This window comes from Campylobacter sp., assembly GCF_020024835.1.
Classification (GTDB): Bacteria; Campylobacterota; Campylobacteria; order Campylobacterales; family Campylobacteraceae; genus Campylobacter_D.
In genome coordinates this window covers 1-17,422 of the sequence record NZ_JAHHTD010000009.1, presented here as the reverse complement: position 1 = coordinate 17,422, position 17,422 = coordinate 1, and the positions used below count along the sequence as shown (strand labels likewise).

General features: G+C 28.2%; 16 protein-coding genes and 1 tRNA gene. 6 read left to right on the top strand and 11 right to left on the bottom strand.

From position 1 onward, the window contains the following. Nucleotides 1-9: 9 nt before the first annotated feature. From QZ429_RS02815 to QZ429_RS02805, 3 genes are read right to left on the bottom strand one after another with little or no spacing between them, the layout of a single operon-like run. Nucleotides 10-1,797, bottom strand: a complete 1,788-nt coding sequence (locus QZ429_RS02815) for a biotin/lipoyl-containing protein (RefSeq protein ID WP_291950762.1) — start codon at nucleotides 1,795-1,797, stop codon at nucleotides 10-12. A gap of 60 nt (nucleotides 1,798-1,857) precedes the next feature. Continuing rightward, nucleotides 1,858-3,192: a sodium-dependent transporter gene (locus QZ429_RS02810; RefSeq protein ID WP_291950759.1), complete on the bottom strand. Its 1,335-nt coding sequence runs from the start codon at nucleotides 3,190-3,192 to the stop codon at nucleotides 1,858-1,860. Nucleotides 3,193-3,203: 11 nt separating this feature from the next. After that, the gene (locus QZ429_RS02805) at nucleotides 3,204-4,556 is read right to left on the bottom strand and encodes a sodium-dependent transporter (RefSeq protein WP_291950757.1); all 1,353 of its coding nucleotides are present in this window, start codon (nucleotides 4,554-4,556) and stop codon (nucleotides 3,204-3,206) included. 198 nt (nucleotides 4,557-4,754) lie between these two features. Here QZ429_RS02805 and QZ429_RS02800 point away from each other — a divergent pair, with 198 nt between their 5' ends. From QZ429_RS02800 to QZ429_RS02790, 3 genes are all read left to right on the top strand, one after another. Beyond that, nucleotides 4,755-5,078 carry a F0F1 ATP synthase subunit C gene (locus QZ429_RS02800; protein WP_291950754.1) on the top strand — a complete coding sequence of 108 codons (324 nt, stop codon included), beginning with the start codon at nucleotides 4,755-4,757 and terminating at the stop codon, nucleotides 5,076-5,078. A 30-nt stretch (nucleotides 5,079-5,108) separates the two neighbouring features. Beyond that, nucleotides 5,109-5,194 (top strand) — tRNA-Leu (locus QZ429_RS02795). 17 nt (nucleotides 5,195-5,211) lie between these two features. Continuing rightward, a complete protein-coding gene (locus QZ429_RS02790) occupies nucleotides 5,212-5,646 on the top strand; it encodes a hypothetical protein (protein ID WP_291950751.1) in 435 nt (144 codons plus the stop codon). A 14-nt stretch (nucleotides 5,647-5,660) separates the two neighbouring features. Here QZ429_RS02790 and QZ429_RS02785 read toward each other — a convergent pair whose 3' ends face one another. The 8 genes from QZ429_RS02785 to QZ429_RS02750 all read right to left on the bottom strand — a co-directional run bounded on the left by QZ429_RS02785 (nucleotide 5,661) and on the right by QZ429_RS02750 (nucleotide 14,707). Next, a complete protein-coding gene (locus QZ429_RS02785; RefSeq protein ID WP_291950748.1) occupies nucleotides 5,661-6,848 on the bottom strand; it encodes an amidohydrolase family protein in 1,188 nt (395 codons plus the stop codon). Continuing rightward, nucleotides 6,845-7,747: an NAD(P)H-dependent glycerol-3-phosphate dehydrogenase gene (locus QZ429_RS02780; RefSeq protein ID WP_291950745.1), complete on the bottom strand. Its 903-nt coding sequence runs from the start codon at nucleotides 7,745-7,747 to the stop codon at nucleotides 6,845-6,847. Before QZ429_RS02780 ends, QZ429_RS02785 begins: the two co-directional genes overlap by 4 nt. Continuing rightward, nucleotides 7,747-9,165: an Asp-tRNA(Asn)/Glu-tRNA(Gln) amidotransferase subunit GatB gene (gatB, locus tag QZ429_RS02775; protein ID WP_291950744.1), complete on the bottom strand. Its 1,419-nt coding sequence runs from the start codon at nucleotides 9,163-9,165 to the stop codon at nucleotides 7,747-7,749. Before gatB ends, QZ429_RS02780 begins: the two co-directional genes overlap by 1 nt. A 113-nt stretch (nucleotides 9,166-9,278) precedes the next feature. Beyond that, the gene (locus QZ429_RS02770; RefSeq protein ID WP_291950741.1) at nucleotides 9,279-9,959 is read right to left on the bottom strand and encodes a F0F1 ATP synthase subunit A; all 681 of its coding nucleotides are present in this window, start codon (nucleotides 9,957-9,959) and stop codon (nucleotides 9,279-9,281) included. A gap of 83 nt (nucleotides 9,960-10,042) precedes the next feature. Then, nucleotides 10,043-11,380 carry a DNA repair protein RadA gene (radA, locus tag QZ429_RS02765; protein ID WP_291950738.1) on the bottom strand — a complete coding sequence of 446 codons (1,338 nt, stop codon included), beginning with the start codon at nucleotides 11,378-11,380 and terminating at the stop codon, nucleotides 10,043-10,045. 38 nt (nucleotides 11,381-11,418) lie between these two features. Next, nucleotides 11,419-13,305 carry a motility associated factor glycosyltransferase family protein gene (locus tag QZ429_RS02760; protein ID WP_291950735.1) on the bottom strand — a complete coding sequence of 629 codons (1,887 nt, stop codon included), beginning with the start codon at nucleotides 13,303-13,305 and terminating at the stop codon, nucleotides 11,419-11,421. Further along, nucleotides 13,302-14,168: a signal recognition particle-docking protein FtsY gene (ftsY, locus tag QZ429_RS02755; protein ID WP_291950732.1), complete on the bottom strand. Its 867-nt coding sequence runs from the start codon at nucleotides 14,166-14,168 to the stop codon at nucleotides 13,302-13,304. The genes QZ429_RS02760 and ftsY overlap by 4 nt, the downstream gene beginning before the upstream one ends. Continuing rightward, nucleotides 14,168-14,707 (bottom strand): TlpA disulfide reductase family protein, encoded by a 540-nt coding sequence (locus QZ429_RS02750; protein ID WP_291950730.1) that lies wholly within the window; start codon nucleotides 14,705-14,707, stop codon nucleotides 14,168-14,170. Before QZ429_RS02750 ends, ftsY begins: the two co-directional genes overlap by 1 nt. Nucleotides 14,708-14,775: 68 nt before the next feature. Here QZ429_RS02750 and QZ429_RS02745 point away from each other — a divergent pair, with 68 nt between their 5' ends. The 3 genes from QZ429_RS02745 to QZ429_RS02735 form a co-directional block, all read left to right on the top strand. Continuing rightward, nucleotides 14,776-15,396, top strand: coding sequence for a 5-formyltetrahydrofolate cyclo-ligase (locus QZ429_RS02745; RefSeq protein ID WP_291950728.1), 621 nt, complete (start codon nucleotides 14,776-14,778; stop codon nucleotides 15,394-15,396). Then, on the top strand, nucleotides 15,329-16,882 hold the full coding sequence (rny, locus tag QZ429_RS02740) for a ribonuclease Y (RefSeq protein ID WP_291950725.1): 1,554 nt from the start codon (nucleotides 15,329-15,331) through the stop codon (nucleotides 16,880-16,882). Before QZ429_RS02745 ends, rny begins: the two co-directional genes overlap by 68 nt. A gap of 8 nt (nucleotides 16,883-16,890) precedes the next feature. Continuing rightward, a partial coding sequence (locus QZ429_RS02735) for a DedA family protein (RefSeq protein ID WP_291950723.1) occupies nucleotides 16,891-17,422 on the top strand: 532 nt, incomplete at its 3' end.

The window sequence follows — 17,422 nt, the reverse complement described above, 5'->3', positions numbered from 1 at the left end:
TTTATCTCCTTATCTATAGCTCATTAAAACTTGTCCTTCATTGACACTATCACCAGTATTAACAAAAATTTCAAAAATTTCCCCACTTTTTGGTGCATTAATCTCAATCTCCATTTTCATCGCCTCAAGCACAGCAACAACCTGACCTTCTTGAACCTTATCTCCTGCATTTACTATAATTTTAAAAACATTAGCATTCATACTTGCTACTATGTTGTCAGTGCTATTGGTTGATTTTTTAGTTTCTCCACTAATCATATCATCTTTTACATTAATGGTATTTTTTATATTAACATCTTTATCAAATCCACTATTAATTTCTACATGATATTTATTACCATTTACAGAAATAGTAAATTGATTTTCACTACTTAATTTGACTGATTTATTTTTTTCATTTTTTCTAATTTGAATTTTAGCTTCACCTTTTAAAAAAGCTAATCCTTTCTCCTTGCAAGCCATCACAATGAAAATATTTTCTTCACTAGTTTCTAAATTTTCCTTTTCCAATAAAGCCTTTACATATGCTAAACTTTTTGTTTCATCTGCATCAGCAATATCAATCGCACTTTTAGTGGTAGGCTCCAATTTTAATTGCTCGCTAGCAAGCTTAATTACCTTTTCATCTGGAGCAACAGGAGTTTTTCCAAAATATCCTAAAACCATTTTGCCATAACCTTCTGCAATTTTATTCCATGGACCAAACATTACATTATTAAAAGCTTGTTGGAAATAAAATTGTGAAACAGGCGTTACAGAAGTCCCATACCCACCTTTTTCTACTACTTCTTGCATTGCTTTAATTACTGCTGGAAATTTATCTAAAATATTATTATCTCGCATCATTTGTGTATTTGCAGTCAAAGCCCCACCTGGCATAGGAGAAAAAGGAATTAGAGGATTAACAGATGTTGCTTCTGGAGGTAAAAAATAATCTTTTAAACATTCTTTTAAAACTTCTTCATATCTTAAAATTTTCTCACTATCTAAACCAAGATCAAATTCTTTGCCCTTTAAAGCGTGAAGCATAGTCAAAATATCTGGTTGAGAAGTTCCACCACTTACAGGTGCTACAGCTAAATCAATACCATCAACACCTGCTTCTAAAGCTGCCATATAGCAAGCTACACTTACTCCAGCAGTTTCGTGAGTATGTAATCTTATATGCATATTTTGAGGCAAATTTTTTCTAGCCATTTTAATAGTTTCATAAATTTTATTTGGATTAGAAGTCCCACTAGCATCTTTAAAACAAATACTATCAAATGGAATTTGTGCTTGCAAAATTTCTTTTAAAATTCTTTCATAAAAGGCTACATCATGAGCTCCTGTGCATTGTGGAGGCAAATCCATTAAAGTGATAGTAATTTCATGTTTTAATCCATATTTAACGATACATTCTCCGCTAAATTTTAAATTATTTACATCATTTAATGCATCAAAATTTCTTATTGTCGTTGTGCCGTGTTTTGCAAACATTTTTGCATGCAAATCTATAATTTCTCTACTACCAGTATCAAGTGTAACGGTATTAACACCTCTGGCTAAAGTTTGCAAGTTTGATTCACGGCCTACAATTTCTCTAAATTTATCCATCATTTCAAAAGCATTTTCATTTAAATAAAAAAACAAGCTTTGAAATCTTGCTCCTCCACCAAACTCAAAATGTGTAATCCCAGCCTCTTTAGCTACTTCTAAAGCAGGAAAAAAATCTTGCATTAAAACCCTAGCACCAAAAACAGACTGAAATCCATCTCTAAAAGTTGTATCCATCACATCTATGAATTTTTTAGCCATCACTCTTCCTTAATCTTGTATCGAAAATAATTATAACTCTAAGTTTCTTAAAAATGAAATTTATAAAATTTGATTTAACATAATAATAACAATAGCAAATGGCACAATAAATCTAAGTAAAAAATACCAAATTTCAAATATTGTCTTACCCATAAATTGAGAAAAAAGTTGATAAATTCTTTCTTTACTCATAAAAAAACCAACAAAAATAGCACTAGTTAAAGCTCCTAATGGTAACATAAAATTTGAGGTTAATTTGTCTAAAATGTCAAAAAAACTTAATCCAAAAAAACTAAAATAGTTTTTATATACACCACTAAAAGATAAAATACAACTCATACCCAAAATAAAAACTATAATACCTATGAATATTAGTGCTTTTACTCTAGGAATTTTATATTCACTTACAAGATAAAAAGTAAAAGGCTCTATCATTGAAACTGCTGAAGTAATGCCTGCAAAAAATAAAGCTAAGAAAAAATAAAAAGCTAAAAAATTTCCAAAATAATTTTCTAAATTTGAAAACAATGTTGTAAGCGATATAAATACAAGACCTGCACCTTCTGCTGGATTAGCATTAAATTTAAATATAAAAGTAAAAACTATAAGTCCCATCATAAGACCTATACAAATATTTAATAATACCACGATAAAAGAACTTGTGATTATATTTGTATCATTTTTTAAAGATGCTGCGTAAGTTGTAATACAACCTATACCTAAACACAAAGTAAAAAAAGCAAGTCCTAAAGCTGCAAGTATAGAATTTAAACTTAATTTAGAAAAATCAGGATAAAAAAGATAAAAAAAAGCTTGATTAAATCCTTCTTGAAAAAAACAATAAATAAGCATAAATACAAGCATAATAAATAAACTTGGCATAATCCAAATATTAAGCTTTTCTATGCCACTTTTTATTCCTTTTGATACAACAAATAAGGTAAGAAAAAAAGCTATTAAAAAGTATAAACTACTTTCTGCGATACTATTTTCTATCAAATTCCCAAACAATCTTCCAGCTTCTTCAACATTACTTGGTAAATAATAAATTGATGTAACCATATATTTTAAGACCCAACCTATAATTACCAAATAAAAAGACAAAACAAAAATTCCACCCAGCATAAAAAAACCTGCGAATTTCCATTTTTGAGAATATCTTAAAGCTAAAGTCTTATAAGCATTTACTGGATCTTTATGACTTAATTTACCCATAGCTATTTCTGCTAAAAAGACGCAAAATCCAATGCTAATAGTTAAAATTAAATATAAAAGCACAAAGGCAAAACCACCATTTTGTCCTACTAAGGTTGGAAATTTCCACGCATTTCCAAGTCCTATAGCTCCACCTGCAACCGCTAAAATAAATCCTATTTTAGAAAATTTATCATTCATAGCTTAAGGCCTTAGAAAAAAAATTGTTTTACCATAATTAAAATTACAGCTAAAGGTGAAACAAATCTTACAAAAAAATACCATACTTCAAAAAATATCTCTTTCATATAAGGACAAAATAATGTTTTTAAAGCCTCTTTTTTAAGTATAAATCCTACAAAAATTGCACTCAATAATCCTCCTAAAGGCATCATTAAATCTGAAGCAATAAAATCAAGTATATCAAAAAAACTTTTCCCAAAAAATTCCAAAGAGTCCTTGCTCCACTCAATACTTGATAATATACACAAGCTCCCTAAAAAATACACTACAAAAGCAATACATATTAAAGCTTTTTTACGAGAAAAATTATAAGAATTGATTAAATAAAAAGTTAGTGGTTCTATCATTGAAATTGCTGAAGTAATACCTGCAAAAAATAAGGCTATAAAAAATGCCACAGCTAAAATATTACCTAAAGGTAAGAAACCTAAAGGATTGATATTAGAAAATAAATTCATCAAAGAAACAAAAATAAGCCCTGGCCCTTGCTGAGCTGGATCACCATTAAATTCAAAAACAAAAGTAAAAACAATTAAGCCCATCATAATACCTATGATGATATTTATAAAAATGATATTAATAGTGCTGCTTATAAAATTAGTTTTATCTGGCAAACTTGCAGAATAAGTAATGATAGATCCAACTCCAATTGATAAAGAAAAACAAGCAAGCCCTAAAGCACTTAAAAATGAACCAACTCCTAATTTTGAAAAATCAGGAGAAAATAAAAAAACACTAGCTTTAGAAAATCCATCTATGCTAAAAGAATATCCTAACATTAAAATCAATAATACAAATAAACTTGGCATCATCCAAACATTAAGTTTTTCTATGCCGCTTTTTACACCTTTTGATACCACATAAAATATCACTATAAATACAAATGTAAAACACACAAATTGTGATAAAACATCATTTGAAAGTAAATTTACAAAGCTTGCAGCACTTTCATCTATATTTTTAGGTAAAGGGAAAAATCCAAGATAGATATATTTTACAATCCAACCTATGATAACACTATAAAAAGAAACAATTAAAATAGCACCTATCATAGAAAATCCAACAAATGACCATAATTTTTTATACTTTGGTGCTAAAGTATAAAAAGCATTTACTGGATCCTTTTCACTTAATTTTCCTATGCTAAGTTCAGCTAAAAATATTACAAAACCGACACTTAAAGTTAAAAGCAAATACAAAAGCACAAATGCAGATCCACCATTTTGTCCTACTAAAGTTGGAAATTTCCACGCATTTCCAAGGCCAACAGCTGATCCAGCAACTGCTAAAACAAATCCTATTTTAGAAAATTTATCATTCATAAAAAATACCCCAATTAACATTAATTATAAAGGCTTTAATTTAGCTAAAAAAACTTTAATTTATTTTAAAATCAATCTATTTTTATCAAAATTTCAATATTTTTAAAGTTATTTTTTATATAATTACGACTTTAAAATTATGAGTAGGGATACGCAATCCGAAAGAATTTTAATTACATATAACACTTAAGGAAAATTATGAAAAAAATTATATTTTTAATGTTAGCTTTAAGTAGCTTTGCATTTGCAGCGGAAGGATCTATGAATCAATGGTTGGCATCGTTTTCTGTTTTGGCAGCGGGCTTAGGTCTTGGTATTGCAGCTTTAGGTGGAGCTATAGGAATGGGAAATACAGCAGCAGCTACCATAGCAGGAACAGCTAGAAATCCTGGTCTTGGTGGTAAATTAATGACTACTATGTTTATTGCTCTAGCAATGATCGAAGCTCAAGTAATTTATGCACTCGTTATTGCATTGATTGCTCTTTATGCTAATCCATTTAAAGCATTAGTAGCAGCTTAGGAAAACCTTCCTTAGTGAAGGTTATTTTTTGCGGTTATGGTGGAATTGGTAGACACGCCATCTTGAGGGGGTGGTGCGCTAAGCGTGTGCGAGTTCAAATCTCGCTAACCGCACCATTATTGTAGGATTTTTAATGACTTTTTATATTCTTATTAGTGCTATAGCATTTTTAACTCTTCTTTATTCTATAAAAAAATATACATTGAATTTAGATGAAAAAGCATTGTTAGAACCTATAAAAATAGCTGTTTATCCAGAGTTTTGCGATTTGATTAATGAAAAAATAAGATTATTTAAAACCCAGTTATTAAATAATGAAATTGAACTCAAAAATGCGACAGAAAAAGAATACTTCTTAGAAAGTCTAAGCAATATGAGTAGAAAATTAAATCACATACAAACTATGCATTTAAGTAATAAAAATAATGCAATGTGGCAAAATGAGCTTTTTTTATTTTTAAAAGAGCTAGAGGATTTACTCACAAATTTTATCCAAAATGGAGAAAAATTAAGTGATGAATTAAGAGTATATTTAATGGATGAATTCCATAGACTTCAAAAAAAATAAAAACTAAAAAGGCTTTAATTATCCGATGTTATTATTTTGCCATTAATTATAGAATGCGTGATAACACCGCAAATTTCCTCATTTTGATATAAAGAGTATTGATTATTTATTATTTTTTTAGATTTTTCATCAAAGACAATAAGATCTGCGTCATATCCTACTTCTATTTTTCCTTTATTTAGTCCCAAAAATTTTGCTTGGTGATAACTTGTAAAATTACAAAGTCTTTTCCAATCTAACAATCCATTTTGTATAAAATATGTAAAACATAAACTTACATATATATCTATAGTATCGATTCCAAATTGTGCTTCATCAAAAGCTAATTCCTTTTTTGATATTGAAACAGGCGAGTGCAATGAGGTCAAAAATCTAACTTTATTATCTAAAAAATATTCTTTTAATTTTACTTGCATATCTTGACTTTTTAAAGGAGGTAAAATTTTTGCACTAGTGTTAAAATTATTGCATTCGCTATCATTTTTTAATAAATGATGGATTGAAATTTCATTATTTTTAGATTTTAATAAATCAAAAGATCTTGTTAAACTTAAGGCATCAAAACTTACATTGCTACCATAAAATTCTGAGATTTCTTTCATTTTAGCGACTTCACTACTTTCAGCTATATCACTAATGCCAATTAGTCCTAATTCAAAGCTCATCTTGCTATCATTCATAACACCATTATCATCAAAATTTTCATCAAAACATTTTATAAACACTATACTATCTTTCATTTTAGCATATTGCATACTTTGTTTTAAAAAATTTGCCCCCATACTACTTTGAATTTCTATCCCTCTTGCACCACTATCAAGCAAAATAGAAATATCTTTTAATTTATTTTCTTTATTTAATGGTTTTATAACAGGAATAACATTAATTTTTAATGACTTTAATTTATCAAAATATAACTTATATCCTTGAGTATTAGCATCTAAACTATCTCTTAAGACTATAGTGGAAACTCCTCCATTTAAGCATTGTTTTTCTAAAGTTATTAATTTTTCAACTCCAAACTCATTGTCTAATAAGCTAACATTTAAATCAATAAAAGAAGGTAAAAGAGTTTTTTCTTCTAAATCAACAATTAAATCCAATTTATCATCAATAAAACTATCTATACAAGCAATTTTTCCATCTTGAATTTTAATATCAACTTTTTCTTCGCCATAAATTCTTGCATTTTTTAAAATCATTGAATTTCCTCCTTTGATAACATTAAATCAGTTACGCATTTTTGAACATTTTTACCATTTAACATAGAAACTACTTCATTAACAATAGGAGTATAAATTTGATATTTTTGTGCTAAAGAGTAGATAGCAAATGCTGTTTGCACACCTTCTGCGACTTCACCTAATTCTTGCAAAATTTGTTCTAAATTTTTATTTTGCGCAAGATTAAAACCGACTCTATAATTTCTAGAAAGCAAGCTTGAAGCACTTAAAAACAAATCTCCTGCTCCACTAAGTCCCAAAAATGTTTCCTCACTTGCACTAAAAAATTTACCAAAACGATGCATCTCAACCAAACCTCTTGAAACAAGTGAAGCTCTAGCATTATTTCCTAATTTTAATCCATCACACACACCACTGGCAATAGCTAAGACATTTTTATATGCTCCACAAATTTCAGCACCTTTTACATCATTACTCACATATGTTTTTATGTAGCTTGGAAAAAAAGATGAAAATTTATCACAAAGTTGTTTATTTTTTCCGCTAAGAACTAGAGCACATGGCTTTTTATCTAAAACCTCTAAAGCAAAAGAAGGGCCGCTTAAAAAACAAATTCTATCACTTGCTATAAAATCCATAAAAATTTCATCCATAAATTTTAAACTCTTAAAATCAATACCTTTTGAGGCGACTAAAATTTTATGATTATTATCTTGAAAATTATTTTTAAGCCATTCATAAGAACCTTGTGCATACAAAGCAAAAACTAAGTATTCGCACTTTAAAGCAGTATCAGCACTGACAAAATTAGGAATGTCTTTATGATGATATGAGGTGATTACACAATCATTATGCACACTCAAAGCATCATATAAAGCACTCCCCCACTTTCCTGCACCAATAACTGCTATATTCATTATCCAAGCTTTGCTTTTAAAATTTCATTTACTTTAGCAGGATTAAAAGCACCTTTACCTGCTTTCATAGTTTGACCAACAAAAAATCCAAAAAGCTTATCTTTACCACTTTTATACTCAATAACTTTGTCTTCATTTGATTTTAAAATTTCATCAATAATTTTTTCAATCGCACCATCATCGCTAACTTGCTTTAATCCGAGTTTTTCTATAGCATCATCAATATCAACTTGTGTATTTTCAAATACATATGCAAGTATATCTTTTCCTGCTTTAGCACTAATTACTCCCTCTTCTATGCGTTTAATAAGCAAAGCTAGTTTTTCTTGTTTAATTGGTGAATTTTCTATAGTTAAATCACCTTTTAAAAGCCCCATAAGCTCTGTTGTCAGCCACGTTACGCATAATTTAGGATTTAATTTTTGGTCTATTAAATACTCAAAATACCTACAAAGCTCTAAAGAGGAAATTAATACCTCGCTATCACTTTCTTTTATATTGAATTTTTCAATAAATTTAATTTTCTTTTCATCTGGTAATTCTGGAATTTTTATATTCATCATTTCATCACTTAAAATCACAGGCAAAAGATCAGGATCTGGAAAATATCTATATTCTGCGGAATCTTCTTTGCCTCTCATACTTTTAGTGATCAAATTTGTAGTATCAAATAATCTTGTTTCTTGAAATACCTCATCTTCATACACACCATCTTCCCAAGCTTGACTTTGACGCATTACTTCATAATCAATAGCTTTTTGTATAAAACGAAACGAATTTAAATTTTTTATTTCAACTCTAGTATAAAGCTTAGTATCACCCTTTGGTCTAATACTTACATTAGCATCACATCTAAAACTTCCTTCTTGCATATTTGCATCAGAAATATCTAAAAATCTTATAATAGAATGTAATTTTTTAAGATAAGCAACAGCTTCATCTGAACTTCTAAGCTCTGGCTCGCTAACTATTTCAAGCAATGGCGTTCCTGCTCTATTTAAATCAACTTTTGAAAAATTACTCTCGTGAATATTTTTTCCTGCATCTTCTTCTAAATGTGCTCTTGTGATACCTATGCGTTTATTGTTACCATTTATATTTATAAAAAGCTCCCCATTTTCAACTATAGGTATATCAAATTGTGAAATTTGATACGCTTTTGGTAAATCAGGATAAAAATAATTTTTTCTATTAAATATACTTTTTTGATTTATAGTGGCATTAACGGCTTTTCCAAAAGCAATAGCTTTTATTGCTGCTTCTTTATTTAAAACAGGTAAAGCACCTGGTAAAGCTAAACAAGTAGGACAAACATTTGTATTTGGCTTTTCTCCAAAAGAAGTAGCACACGAACAAAAAATTTTAGTCTTAGTATTTAATTGTGTATGAACTTCTAATCCTATAATTACCTCAAACATTAATTTTCCTTAGAACCTTAGAATTTTATTTTCATTTTATCGTTTTTTATTTCAAAAATAGTTTAAAAGAATCAAAGAAGAATTATAAAAAGCATTTTTATGCTTTTTATATATTAATGACATTCATCAACTGCAGTCGCACCTGCTAAATAAACATAAGTTAAAATCATAAAAATAAATGATTGTAAAAATGCCATAAAAGTTAAAAGCATATAAGCTGGTAAAGGAGCTACCCACGGCACAAGAGCTAAAATAACAGCTAAAAATAAATCATCTCCTTTTATATTCCCAAATAAACGAAATGATAAAGAAATAACTCTTGAAATATGAGAAACAATTTCTATAGGAAACATCAGTGGAGCTAAAATTTTTACAGGACCCATAAAATGTGAAAAATACTTAAAAATTCCTTGAGTTTTAATGCCCTCATAATGATAATAAAAAAATACAATAATAGCTAAAGTAGCACTAAAATTTAAACTAGCACTAGGGGATTCAAAACCAGGTATAATGCCTATTAAATTACTAAAAAATACTATAAAACCTATAGTTGCAACAAGTGGCAAATATTTCCTTGCAGCTTCATCACTCCCCATAGTGTCTCTTCCCATACTTAATATACCTTCCATATATGCTTCAGCTAAATTTTGACTTCCTCTAGGAACAATTTGCATAGACTTTGTAGCAAATTTAGCTAAAATCAAAGAAATTACAACAACTATAGCTAAATGAAAAAAATAGGTAAAAGTATGACTAGTATCAATATAAGAACTAAATAAAAATAAATCTTTCATTAAAAAACCTTAGCAAAATTATCAAAAATGACCATTATAAAACAATTTTTCTTATATTTTAATGAAAAATGTTTTTCTAAATTTTACATCCATTCTAATACTTCACGTAATTCTTTTGCAACAAAACATTTTAATCCTATTTTTTCTAAAGGCTCACTTGCTACGATAGCATTTTTAAAATTTTGCATTTTAGCTTCTTTTAATCTTATATCAAGTGAAAAAACTTCTTTAATTTCACCATTTAAGCTAAGTTCTCCTATAAAAACACTATCCTTGCTTAAAGGTCTATTTTTAAAACTTGAAATAATAGCAGCAACCACTGCTAAATCCGCTGCTGTTTCGCTAATTTTAACCCCACCGCTCACATTTATAAAAACATCATATCTTCCAAGTGGAATTTCAAGTTTTCTCTCAAGTAACGCTATTAACATATCTAAACGATTTTTTTCATAACCTGTAGCACTTCTTTTTGGATAAGCACTCTCACACACTAAAGCTTGAATTTCTAAAATTATCGCTCTTGAGCCCTCTATAATGACACTTAAAGCACTACCACTAACTGCTTTACCTCTAGTGAAAAATTTATTTGAAATATCTTTTGCACTAATTAATCCCTTAGAAGTCATTTCAAAAATTCCAACCTCACTAATATTTCCAAAACGATTTTTAAAACCACGCAAAATTCTAATTTCTTTGTTATTATCACCTTCAAAATAAAGCACCACATCAACCATATGCTCTAAAATTCTAGGACCTGCGATTGCTCCATCTTTTGTAATATGACCTATGATAAAAGTGCTTATATTTCTAGCTTTACAAAAACGCATTAATTCAAAAGTAATCTCTCTAACTTGAGTTATACTACCAGCAGCTGAAGCAATTTTATTAGAATAAATTGTTTGTATGGAATCAATAATTAAAATTTCATATTTATCTTTTAAAAGCTCACTTAAAATATCTTCTAAACAAAGTTCAGTTAGTAAAAATAAATTTTCATCATTAGCATCTAATCTATTTGCTCTAAGTTTAATTTGTGCTTTACTTTCCTCACCACTTACGTATAAAACTTTTTGACCATTTTTTGCTAAATTTGAAGCAATTTTAAGCAAAAGAGTAGATTTACCAACCCCTGGAGATCCTCCTATTAAGCTCAAAGAACCAATTACTAATCCACCGCCTAAAACTAAATCAAGCTCTTTATCTTGAGTAGAAATTCGAGTAAAATTTTCTTCTTCTACATCATTAATGCAAATTGCTAAATTACTTTTATTTACATTCTCAAGCTCTTTTAAGACTTTTATCTGCTCTTGTTTTAATTGCACAAAACTATCCCAAGTGCCACAATCAGGACACTTTCCAAGCCACTTAGCTTGCTGATTACCGCAAGCTTGACATTCAAATAAAATATGTTTTTTAGCCATTGAAACTTACCTAAAAAAAATATAAACTCATATTCTAATTAAATATCTTTAAGATTTCTTTTTATTAACTCCTCTTTTAATGGAGTGATATTTTTAATTATTTCTTCATTTGCAAATCTTATATTTTCAATTAAAACTTCAAATAAAAACATATGATCTTTTATCCAAGTTAAATTTTTATCTAGCCACTCATCATTAGTTTTTGGATTTATTACATAAATTCTTGCTAAATTAAATTCAAATTGTTGCAAAAATGGTCTAATAAATTCATATAAAAAACTTTTACAATATCCATCAAGTTTTGCTTTATAAGTATCTAAAAAATGTATTGTTTGTGTGATTATTTCTCTCTTTTCTTCAAATAAACTTACTTGATAAATTTTTTCATTGTGTTGTTTTAAATCATATAAATACGACTGAAATTCTTTGATAAAATCTTTACTAAAATTTATATTATCTTTTATTTTATTATAACTTTGTATCAATAAATCATCTTGTATATTTTTATCCAATGGCACAGGTTTTTCAAAAGGTTTAATTAATTTTTCATCTAAAAATTCTTCGCAACATTCCTTAAAAGGCTTTTCTATAGTCCCATTAATACGTGCTCCACCTTCGGTGGCATTGTAAAAATTAAAACCTTTTTTATTTGCTATATAATTTTGTATTGTTATTCTAAATGTATTCCACATATTGCTAGTTAAAACTTCTTTTTTACCACCATAAGCTTGAGCTCTCTCCTCTTCACAACATTCGTCATCACTATTATAATAATATCCTTCAGCGTGAGAGTTACCATTACTACCATAAGCTAAATCTTGTCCTATAAATATAATATTTTTATGATTTAAATCACAAGCAAAAGATAAAGCACTACAAGCTACTGTGCCACCTGAAGAATATCTTCCATAATATGGCATATGCATAAAATCAAAAAAAATACTAGGATATGGTATTAATATAAATTTCCTATTAGTATTTTCAAGATATTTAATAGCATCAGGATGAGATAAGCTCATTAAAACAAATATTATATCTTTGTCTATATTTTTATAATTTTGCTTTAGTAAATTAGCACTAAAGTGAGTCCGCTCACTCATTAAAACATAATCAGGTTTAATCTCATTTTTTGCTAATATAGAATAAGAACTATCTACACAAAATATACTAAAACTATCTTGATATTTTTTCAATAAAGGAAGTTGCTTTGTCAAAGAAGGACCAGTTGATACAATAATAGCTGATTTTGATTTTTTATTTCTTAAATTCCATAAACTACTTAAGGTTGGATTTATAATCATCTTAGGTAAATTATAAATAAATTGTGAAATTCCTTGCACGCTATCTTTAATATCATTTCCCTGATATAAAATAATAGTTTTTATACATTGAGAAATTTTATTATTTAACTTTAAAATTTCTACTTGATTGTTGCTATAATAATCACTATGCAAATGTATATCATATACTCTTAAAAAATTAAAAAAAGGAAATGTTTGAAGCAATATCATCAAATCTGAATTATCAATATCGCTATTTAAAATAATAATTTTTTGTTCTTTTAACTCTTGAGAAAAATCCACATTACTAAGTGCAATCTGTAACAATTCTAAATCATCTTCAAAAATAACAATATGTTTTAAATTTTGATTTTGCAATAAACATTTGTATAAAATTCCATTTCCAAAGCCATAAAAATACAGCACAGGATATAACAAATATCTTTCTTGATAAAACTTTGTCTTTTCTTGTAAGTATAAATGTGGGTTTTCATAAATTGCTATATTGGTTTTAGTATTTATGAAATTTAGGTCAATCCCCCCCCCATTGCCTATTTTTTGAAATTTATTAATTTGTATATTTTTTAGTTGTTCTAGTAAATAAGGATTATTTAATGATGCTAAATTTTTTGATAATATACTCATTTAAAAATAGGCTCCAAAATAGCTTCTAAATATTCTTTAACATCAAATTCACAAAGATCTTCCATTTTTTCCCCCACGCCGACATAAAATATAGGAAGTTCTAATTCTCTAGCTATGCTAAATAACGCTCCACCTTTAGCAGTGCCATCAAGTTTTGTAATAATCACACCATCAAGTTTGACTAATTCATTAAAGGCTTTAGCCTGTAAAATTCCAGCTACTCCTTGTGTGCCATCAAGGACAAGTATTTTTCTATGTGGTGCACCTTGCATAGCTTTAGCGCTAATGCGGACAATTTTTTCTAATTCATTAGCCAAATTTTTTTGATTTTGTAATCTACCTGCAGTATCTAAAATAACTCTATCGTATTTTTTTGCTAAAGCTTTAGAAATAGTATCAAAAGCAACTGCAGAAGGATCGTGTCCTTGAGAAGTTGCTATAATATCCATATCAAGTTTTTGAGCCCAAAGTTTTAACTGCTCAATAGCCCCAGCTCTAAAGGTATCACACGCTCCAAGTATAACTTTTTCACCATTTTTTTTGTGCAAAAATGCCATTTTAGCAATGCTTGTAGTTTTTCCAACTCCATTTACTCCTAAAATCAAATCTACAAAAGGCTTATCTTTAGAAAATTCAAATTTATCATAAATAAAATAAGTTCCCATTACACGCTCTAAATCAGCCTTTTTTACCTCATCATTAGGTGGTAAATAATAAATAATTTCTTCAATTATCTCATAAGCAACATCAGCTTCTAATAACATTTCTTCTAATAATTCTTTTGTAACAATTTTACTATTTGCTTTAACTAAATTTATACTCTCTAAAGTCTTTTTTAAGCCATTTTTTAAAAATTTAAACATCACATTATCACTTTTTGTATATCTATATCTAACATTTCTTCAGGAATTAATCCCACATATTCTCTTACTTTTTGACCCTTTGTATCAAATAAAACCATAGTAGGAATAGATCCTACATTTAAAATCTTAGAAAAAACAAAATTATTTTCCTCTAATCCAACTTGAAAAGTGATAGAATTTTCTTGCACAAACTCAAGTATTTCTTGATTTTTGTTTTCTTCTAAAAAAAGCACCATTATATCTAAGCTATTTTTATATTTTTTATATAAATTATTCAAATGTGCAATTTCTGCCTTACAAGGAATACACCACGAAGTAAAAAATACAAATAATTTTGCTTTAGAATTATCATCAAAATTAAATTTTTGATCTTGATACTTAATAAACAATTTTTTATTATCTAAGAATTTTAAAGTAAAATGTGCATCTTCACTCTGCGTTAAGCTAGCACTACCCATTTCTTGCGTATCTTCTTTTTCACTTGAACAAGCACTAAAAAAAACTAATATGAAAATTGCTAATAAAATTTTAATTTTCAAATATTATCCTTATGATTGTTTTAAGCTTAAAATTATAACATAAAAAGTAAAAAGCTTTAAGGAAGTCTTTGACAAAAAATATTTTTAGAAAAATTCAAAAAAATAAAACTAATCAAAAAATAAAGTTTCAATACAAAAAAAATTTTCTTATTTTCAAGGAAATAATAAAAGTTTTAAAAATATTAAAAACTTCAAAAAATATCCTAATTTACATACCTTTAAGCGGTGAAATTGATATTTATAGATTTAGATATATACTCTCTAAAAAATATCGAATTTTCGTTCCATTTATGCAAGATAAAAGTTTAAAGATAGTAAAATTAAGACTAGCTCTTAATAAAAAGAGTTTTGGGGTATATGAGCCAAAAAATTCATTTTTGCACTCTCATATAGATGTGGCTATTGTTCCTGTGATAGGTGTAGATAAAAATTTTAAAAGAATAGGCCACGGAAAAGGATTTTATGATAGATTTTTTGCAAATCTTACTCATAAAAAACCTAAAATTATTTTCGTGCAAATGATTAATGGCAAAACCGAGAAAAATTTATGTGAAGATCACGATATAAAAGGTGATTTTTATCTTACCCCTTACAAAAAATATTTTAGGAAAGTAAATAAAAATGATAGAAATCATAGTTGCATTAATAGCCGTTTTTATAGGCGGAGGGATTGGGTATGTAGTCGCTAAAAAGATTAATGATGTAAATTTTAATATCTTTTTAGAACAAGCAAAAGCAAAAGCAAAAGCTATAGAATATGAAGCTGAATTAGTATTAAAAGATGCTAAAAATTCAATAGCTGAAGCCGAATTTAGTGCGAAAAAAAAATTTGATGAAAAAATTCAAAAACTTCAAAGAGAACATTCCATAAAAATGGAAGAGCTTAATAAAAAAGAACAAAATTTATCTCATCAAGAAAGACTCAATGAGGAAAGCAAATCTTCTCTTTTAAGAGAAAAACAAAATATCAAAACCATAATAGAGGAAAATGAAAATTTAAAACAAACCTATATGCAAAAATTAGATGAAATTTTAAAAATCCTTGAACTTTCAGCAGGTCTTACTCAAGAAGAAGCTAAAGCCATAGTTTTGCAAAAAACAGAGGAAAATGCAAGAAATGAGATTGCTCACATAGTTAGAAAATATGAGGAAAAGGCTAAAACTGAAGCCAAACGAAAGGTTAATTATATTTTAGCACAGGCTACTTCAAGATTTGCTGGAGAATTTGCTGCTGAAAGATTAATTAATGTTGTAAATATAAAAAATGACGAATTAAAAGGTCGTATAATAGGCAAAGAAGGGAGAAATGTCAAAACCTTAGAAATGGTTTTAGGGGTAGATATCATCATAGATGATACTCCTGGAGCTATTATTGTGAGCTGCTTTAATCTCTACAGAAGAGCTATAGCTACAAAAGTTATAGAGCTTTTGGTAGAAGATGGGAGAATTCAACCTGCAAGAATTGAAGAAATTTATGAAAAAGTATGTAAAGAATTTGATGATAATATCTTAGAAGAAGGTCAAACTATCATAATGGATCTAGGGCTTAATAATATCCACCCTGAAATTGTAAAACTTATAGGTAAGCTAAGATACAGGGCAAGCTATGGGCAAAATGCTCTAGCTCATTCTCTTGAAGTAGCTCATTTAGCAGGGATTATAGCAGCAGAATGCGGTGGTGATGAAAAATTAGCTAGAAGAGCTGGAATTTTGCACGATATAGGAAAAGCTTTAACTCACGAATTTGAAGGTTCTCACGTAGATTTAGGAGCTGAACTTTGCAAAAGATATAAAGAACATCAAGTAGTAATTAATGCTATCTATGCACATCACGGACACGAAGAAGCCTTTAGTGTAGAATCAGCTGCAGTTTGCACAGCAGACACTCTTAGTGCAGCAAGACCTGGTGCAAGAAGGGAGGTATTAGAAGCCTTTTTAAAAAGAGTAAATGAGCTTGAAGATATAGCAAAAGCTAAAACAGGAGTTAAAAAAGCTTATGCGATTAATGCTGGTAGAGAAATAAGAGTCATTGTCAATGCAAAATTAATTAATGATGATGAATCTACGCTTTTAGCTAAAGAAATTGCTGAGGAAATTCAAGAAAAGGTTCAATATCCTGGTGAAATTAAAGTTAATGTAATTAGAGAGCTTAGAGCTATTGATTATGCAAAATAAGGCTAATTATGCAAGAAATGATTAATAATCTTAGTATCTATGGGTATTTAATTTTATTTTTTTATTCTTTTGGTGGGGGTATGATAGCTATTTTAGCTGCGGGTGTATTTTGTGCAAGCTCCACTAAGCTTGATTTGCATTGGTGTATTTTTCTAGCATTTTTGGCAAATACCTTAGGCTCCACCTTGCTTTTTATACTTGGAAGATACTATAAAAAAGATATTATGCCTTATTTTAAAAATCATAAAAGAAAGATTGCCCTTACTATGATTAAAATCAAAAAATATGGAGATTTGCTTTTAATCATACAAAAATTTATCTATGGAGTTAAAACTATTATCCCTATAACTGCTGGACTTTGTAAATTCAATTTTTTAAGATTTGTTATTATTAACACTATAGCAAGCTTAATTTGGGCTATTACTTTAGGGTATATTGGATTTATTTTTGGTAATGCCTTGCAAGATATTTTTGAAATCTTTTCTAATTACCCTTACATAGCACCTATTTTTATAATCATTTTAGCTTTAATTATATGGC

Coding starts and splice junctions, on each gene's coding strand:
- QZ429_RS02815 (WP_291950762.1), bottom strand. CDS start 1,797: ATGGCTAAAAAATTCATAGATGTGATGGATACAACTTTTAGAGATGGA.
- QZ429_RS02810 (WP_291950759.1), bottom strand. CDS start 3,192: ATGAATGATAAATTTTCTAAAATAGGATTTATTTTAGCGGTTGCAGGT.
- QZ429_RS02805 (WP_291950757.1), bottom strand. CDS start 4,556: ATGAATGATAAATTTTCTAAAATAGGATTTGTTTTAGCAGTTGCTGGA.
- QZ429_RS02800 (WP_291950754.1), top strand. CDS start 4,755: ATGAAAAAAATTATATTTTTAATGTTAGCTTTAAGTAGCTTTGCATTT.
- QZ429_RS02790 (WP_291950751.1), top strand. CDS start 5,212: ATGACTTTTTATATTCTTATTAGTGCTATAGCATTTTTAACTCTTCTT.
- QZ429_RS02785 (WP_291950748.1), bottom strand. CDS start 6,848: ATGATTTTAAAAAATGCAAGAATTTATGGCGAAGAAAAAGTTGATATT.
- QZ429_RS02780 (WP_291950745.1), bottom strand. CDS start 7,747: ATGAATATAGCAGTTATTGGTGCAGGAAAGTGGGGGAGTGCTTTATAT.
- gatB (WP_291950744.1), bottom strand. CDS start 9,165: ATGTTTGAGGTAATTATAGGATTAGAAGTTCATACACAATTAAATACT.
- QZ429_RS02770 (WP_291950741.1), bottom strand. CDS start 9,959: ATGAAAGATTTATTTTTATTTAGTTCTTATATTGATACTAGTCATACT.
- radA (WP_291950738.1), bottom strand. CDS start 11,380: ATGGCTAAAAAACATATTTTATTTGAATGTCAAGCTTGCGGTAATCAG.
- QZ429_RS02760 (WP_291950735.1), bottom strand. CDS start 13,305: ATGAGTATATTATCAAAAAATTTAGCATCATTAAATAATCCTTATTTA.
- ftsY (WP_291950732.1), bottom strand. CDS start 14,168: ATGTTTAAATTTTTAAAAAATGGCTTAAAAAAGACTTTAGAGAGTATA.
- rny (WP_291950725.1), top strand. CDS start 15,329: ATGATAGAAATCATAGTTGCATTAATAGCCGTTTTTATAGGCGGAGGG.